This is a genomic window from Oscillochloris sp. ZM17-4, from assembly GCF_019599295.1.
In the GTDB taxonomy this organism is placed as follows: Bacteria; Chloroflexota; Chloroflexia; order Chloroflexales; family Chloroflexaceae; genus Oscillochloris.
Map to the genome: position 1 here is coordinate 133,615 of NZ_JAIEWN010000012.1, position 4,604 is coordinate 138,218.

3 protein-coding genes are annotated in these 4,604 nt (G+C 63.7%); 1 reads left to right on the forward strand and 2 read right to left on the reverse strand.

What is annotated here, in order from left to right; genetic code table 11:
* The coding region (locus tag K2Z83_RS11550; protein WP_305082504.1) for a S16 family serine protease at nt 1–742 on the forward strand (742 nt) is incomplete at its 5' end.
* An 89-nt stretch (nt 743–831) separates the two neighbouring features.
* On the opposite strand, the gene K2Z83_RS11555 is transcribed toward K2Z83_RS11550, so the two are convergent.
* Nucleotides 832–2,592, reverse strand: a complete 1,761-nt coding sequence (locus tag K2Z83_RS11555) for a vWA domain-containing protein (RefSeq protein ID WP_220595332.1) — start codon at nt 2,590–2,592, stop codon at nt 832–834.
* 773 nt (nt 2,593–3,365) lie between these two features.
* Nucleotides 3,366–4,373 (reverse strand): DUF4931 domain-containing protein, encoded by a 1,008-nt coding sequence (locus K2Z83_RS11560; RefSeq protein WP_220595333.1) that lies wholly within the window; start codon nt 4,371–4,373, stop codon nt 3,366–3,368.
* Nucleotides 4,374–4,604: the final 231 nt, after the last annotated feature.

Below are 4,604 nucleotides of genomic sequence, written 5' to 3' on the forward strand. Positions count from 1 at the left end.
GGAGCGCGAGCTGGCCACGCTCTGCCGCAAGGTGGCCCGCAAGGTGGCCTCGGCCGGCGAGCCCGGCGCCGCGCCCCCACAGGACATCTATGTGGTCGATACCGCTGATGTGCCGACCTACCTCGGCCCCGAGCGCTTCACCTACGGCCTCGCCGAGGAGCGCGACGAGATCGGGGTCGCGACGGGCGTCGCCTGGACGAGCGCCGGCGGCGACATTCTGAGCATCGAGGTGCTGCCGGTGAAGGGCAAGGGCGGACTGCTGCTCACCGGCCAGCTCGGCGATGTGATGAAGGAGAGCGCCCAGGCCGCCGTCTCCTACGTGCGCTCGAAGGCCGACCAGCTCGGCATCGACACCAACTACTTCGAGGAGCACAACATCCACATCCACGTGCCCGAGGGCGCGGTGCCCAAGGACGGCCCCTCGGCCGGGATCACCCTGACCACCGCCCTGATCAGCGCGATGACCGGCCGGGCGGTGCGCCGCGACGTGGCCATGACTGGCGAGGTGACCCTGCGCGGCAAGGTGCTCGGCATCGGCGGCCTCAAGGAGAAGACCCTGGCAGCCCACCGGGCCGGCATCCGCACCTTCATCCTGCCCAAAGAGAACGCCAAGGACATCGTCGAGCTGCCCGAGAAGGTGCGCCAGGATCTCAACCTCATCCCGGTCTCCTCAATGGACGAGGTGCTGAAGGTGGCGCTTAACGACGCCGTCGCCGCGCCGGAGCCGGCGGCGGTCCACTAGGCTCGCCGCACGTCTCGGATCAGCGCACGAGGGGGGGCGCCGGCATTGCCGGCGCCCCCCCTCGTGCGATTCGCTCGGCGCGCATGCGCCTACTGGATCTGGAAGACCCCCACCGCCGTCATGGCGCTCCAATTGCCATAGGCAACCATCGCGTAGTTACCCGGGGCGAGGCCGCTGGTCGCCGAGAATGTCAGCTCGATCTCGCCATCAGCGTTGGCGTTAACCGTCTTGACGGCGACATCCTGGTTGCTGGGCGTGTTATACCACAGCGTTACGGGCTCGTTCGGGATAAAGCCCGTCCCCTTCACCTCGAAGCTATCGCCAGCCGAGGCGCTGTACGGCGTGACTGTGAGCGTTGCGTACGGCTGGGTCGCGCTCTGGTCGCTCACCGTCACCGTCACCGTGTTGCTGTTGCCGCTGCCGCCACCTGCCGCATCAGACCAGGTGAAGCTCGCCTGTGTGTTCAGCTGTGTCCCGGTGGTGGTGCCGCCAAGCACGCGGAAGCGAACGGTTCCGCTCACGCTATCGTTGCCGCTGCTGAGCGTGCCGGTCTTGATCTCGACGCTGCTGGTGTTAACCTGGCTCACCCAGGCTGTATTGCGGCTGAAGGTCGCATCCACCAACTCGACAACACTCGGGTCGAAGGGCAGGGTGATCTTCGTCTCGTCTGCGGTGCCCTTGCCGCGGTTTGTCGCCGTGAAGGTGTAAGCGATCACATCACTCGGTGCCACCGCCTGGTTCGGGTCAGCGATCAGGCTGACGGTGACGTTAGCCGGGATGGCGTTCGTCGGCGGCTGAGTCTGGCCGATTGCGGCCGTCGCGCCCGTGCCGAAGCTGAAATCGAGCTGCTGGCCTTGCTGCGAGCAGCTGGTGGCCTGGGTGTAGGTGATGTCCGTCTGGCGGCTAATATCATAGGTGCCCGAAGTCGTCAGCGCACGCACCTGGTAGCTAACGCCCTGGCGCGATCCGAGGGTCGGGAAGTCCCATGTGATCGTGCCGGCTGCCGAGTCGATCACGCCGTTGGTTGGCACCTGGCTGCCGTCGATAATCTCGAAGTTGGTGTTGTCGTAGGTCTCGACGAAGGTTGCATCGGTGCCGATATCGGACAGGAGCGAGCGGGCGATCTGGGCGTAGATCGTGGGCAGCTCTGCCGGCGTGGGCGAAGCGTAGTAGTCGGATGCTGAGGTGGCGATGTTTTTCAGGAAGTTGGCGTCGGCTTGTCCCAGGCCGATCGTGTAGATGCGGATGCCCTGGTTCTTTAGCTCGGTGGCCTTGGTCAGCGCATCGCTGCTCGGGCTCAAACCAAGCATGCCACCTGCACCGATATTAGCTACACCATCGGTCAGCAGCACTAGCGCATGGGCGTTGCTTGATGCGGCGCTCGTGAGCGTCGCCCCGCCCTGGTTCAGACCCTCGTAGATGTTCGTGTTCTCATCTACCTGGATCGATGAGATCGCGCTGATCAGGCTGCCGCGATCCTGGCTTAGGTTGCTCAGCGTGTCGGCATCGTTGGCCGAGTCGCCGTCGTAGCCGTCACCCGAGAAGGCGACGACCGATGCCTCGTCGCGGCTGAGGTCGAGCGTGTCGACAAATAGCGAGGCGGCGCTCAGGGCCTGCGCCAGCGGTGTCCCGGTCATACTGCCCGACTTGTCGATCACGAGCGCGACACTGACGCTGTAGGGCGGTACGCATGGCAGCGCGTTGATCGAGACGTTGACATTGACAGGATCGCCGGCGTTTACCGTACTGGGCCGGGCGAATTTATTGACCGAGTCAATGGTGCCGCCGGTGCCCTGCGCATTCGCCAGGTTAATTCCACCGGCGATCATGAGCAGTAGGGCCAGAATCATCGATAGCAGCATCCGTGTGCGATGTGCGTGCTGGGCCATGTGTATGCATCTCCTGACCTGAAAGCGTATTCCCCCAATATGCGATCAAGCGAGTGGCTTATCTGGCAGAACTCAGGTGCGTATTTTTCTCAGCTGTTGTTCTGATTGTAGAGGCTGCTAGCGCCCCGTGCCTCCTTTCCGCGCTATGATACTGACACTGTCGGGAGTCGAACGACGTATCGTTCGTTTATATCTGGACAGGGTTCGCACTATCGGGCAGGCTCATCGTATCAACGAGCGACCTACGACACACACGGAATGGGTGGATGCCGTGTGGCAGCTGCCCACCGATCTGCTCGTCGCGCCTGACTGATGTTCTGGATGCGCTCAGTTACGATGCTTGCTGGGCTGCCTACGCGGGCACGCCCAACCAGAGCATCCTGCGCGCCGCGCAGGCGACAGCATTAATCGCCGCGCTCGGAACGAACACGTGCTAGGTTACCGATGGAAATGGTAGATGGGTGCTGACCGTGAGAGTGGGGATAGGTGCGGGGCGAGTGAGGCTTAGATGGGTGTTGCTCTCAGAGCATAAGTCTACTATGGATGCTGATTTTTTGCAAGCACATATCTTGTGAAAGTGCCTGCATTTTACTGGGAGAAGTAGTCGCCAGGGCGAATGATATACAGGAGCGAGCGTACGTTGGAGTATGCGTTAGAAATGGCTGTGTGCTGCAACGGCACACACGCACACCCAATCGCAGGTTCGCGTAGCGCGCCCCGGCGGTCAGTCAGGCTCAGGGTGCGATCTCATCGCCGCGTAGGAAGGCCGCGCAATCCTCGGGGATGGACGGGTTGATCCACATGCCGCTGCCGAGCTCGAAGCCGGCGCTGCGGCTGAGCCGGGGCACGATCGCCAGGTACCAGTGGAAGTAGCCGTTCTCCGGCTCTTTGGTGGGGGTCGAGCGTAGAATCAGGTTGAAGTCGGGGTCGTTCAGGTGGGTGTACAGGCGGAAGAGCACATCGCGCAGCAGCGGGGCCAGGTGGGTCAGCGCGTCCTGATCGGTGTACATAAAGCTGGCGTGGTGGTCGCGCGGCAAGATCCAGATATGGAAGGGCGAGGAGGATGCGTAGAGCACGAAGGCGGCGAAGTGATCGTTGAGGGCGATCATCCGCTCGCCGCGGCTGATCTCGTCGGCGAGCATCGTGCAGAAGACGCACTGGCCGGTGTCGTCGAAGAAGCGGCGGGCCTCCTCGATCCGGTGGCGGATGTTGCCCGGCACAATCGGCAGCCCGATGATCTGGCTGTGCGGGTGGACCAGCGAGGCCCCGGCGCGCTCGCCGTGGTTCTTAAAGAAGACCATTTGCTCGACCCGCGGGTCGGCGCTGATCTCGCGCCCGCGCCGCAGGTACATCTCCACCACGGAGCGGATCTCCTCGTCGGTCATCAGCGCGAGGGTGGTGTTGTGTAGGGTATGCTCGACCAGCACCTCGTGGTAGCCGACCCCGGTGATATAGCGCTCGACCCCGTTGAAGTTCCGCACCAGGGTGCCATCCTCGGCCAGGGCAGGGTACTTGTTGCGCACCACGCGCGTGTCCCATCCGGGGCCGCCCTCGGGGTAGCGGCAGACTTCGAGATCGAGCTCCTCGTTGCCCATGCAGAATGGGCAGTGCGCGTCGTGCTCGGGGCGCTCGTGGGTGAGGATGCGGTCGCTGGCTTCGGCGTAGGCGTTGGGGCGGCGAGCGCGCTCGTTGGCGATGATCACCCACTCGCGGGTGGCCAGATTCTGCCGAAGCTCAGGCATCGTGAGTTCCTCCAGGGCAGCCATAACGCAGATCATACGCTGCTTGGCCCTGCTTGTGGGCATGGCGACCGGGCGTGTGGCTTGCTCCTATTGTAGTGGGAAGCGTACGATGCGGCAAGAGAGGGGATTGAGGATTCAGATCAGCTTGTGGTAGAGCCGCTCCTGGCGCGCGCGCGCCCCCCGGTAGATGGCGTGATGGCCCTGGTCTGGCGTGAAGGTGGCCCCCTCGGC